This window comes from Arthrobacter sp. B0490, assembly GCF_002929355.1.
In the GTDB taxonomy this organism is placed as follows: domain Bacteria; phylum Actinomycetota; class Actinomycetes; order Actinomycetales; family Micrococcaceae; genus Arthrobacter_D.
The window spans coordinates 1-610 of sequence record NZ_PJIR01000115.1; the positions used below are offsets into that span (position 1 = coordinate 1).

General features: G+C 59.5%; 1 protein-coding gene. It reads right to left on the reverse strand.

Annotated elements, in window-relative coordinates; translation table 11 throughout:
* Positions 1-216 precede the first annotated feature (216 nt).
* The coding region (locus tag CXQ97_RS21015; RefSeq protein WP_181035164.1) for an AEC family transporter at positions 217-610 on the reverse strand (394 nt) is incomplete at its 5' end.

A 610-nucleotide genomic window follows, 5' to 3' on the forward strand; every position in this document is an offset into this window, starting at 1 on the left:
GCGAGCGGCTCGAAGGTGTGAAAAATGCCATGAGAGATTCCCTAGAACACGGAGCGGCTGCCTCGCTAGGCAAGCCGTTGAACGTCCAGGGCAATTTGACGCAAATGCACTTTTTTTCTGAGGCCTGATGACCGATTACGACCATCGCGACGCGATTCTTAAGCTGAGAGCCGCATTGGCGACGAACGGCGCGGCGAATCGCAGCCAAGGTCTCGACTAGATCCAGCCCAGCCAGCCCAGCAGAAACAGCCCGGCGTTGATGCTCAGCGCTGCCATCAGCGTCGTGATGACAATGATGGTCGCGGCCAGCTGATGATTGGAATTGACCGCGCGCGCCATGACGAAACTCGCTGCCGCCGTTGGGCTGGCAAAGTAGAGAAACAGGATACCCAGCTCCGCATCGCGAAAGCCGTAGGCCCAAGCACCCAGGGTCGCGAGTGCCGGCAGCCAGACCATCTTCATCAGACTCGAACTGAGCGCACTGCCGCTGCTCTTGCGCAACGCATCCAATGACAGCGTGGCGCCGATGCAGATGAGCGCCAGTGGCAAGGTCATCTGCGCAAAGTACTGGCCCGAGGTCATCAGCCAGCCCGGCAAGTCAATCTGCCAA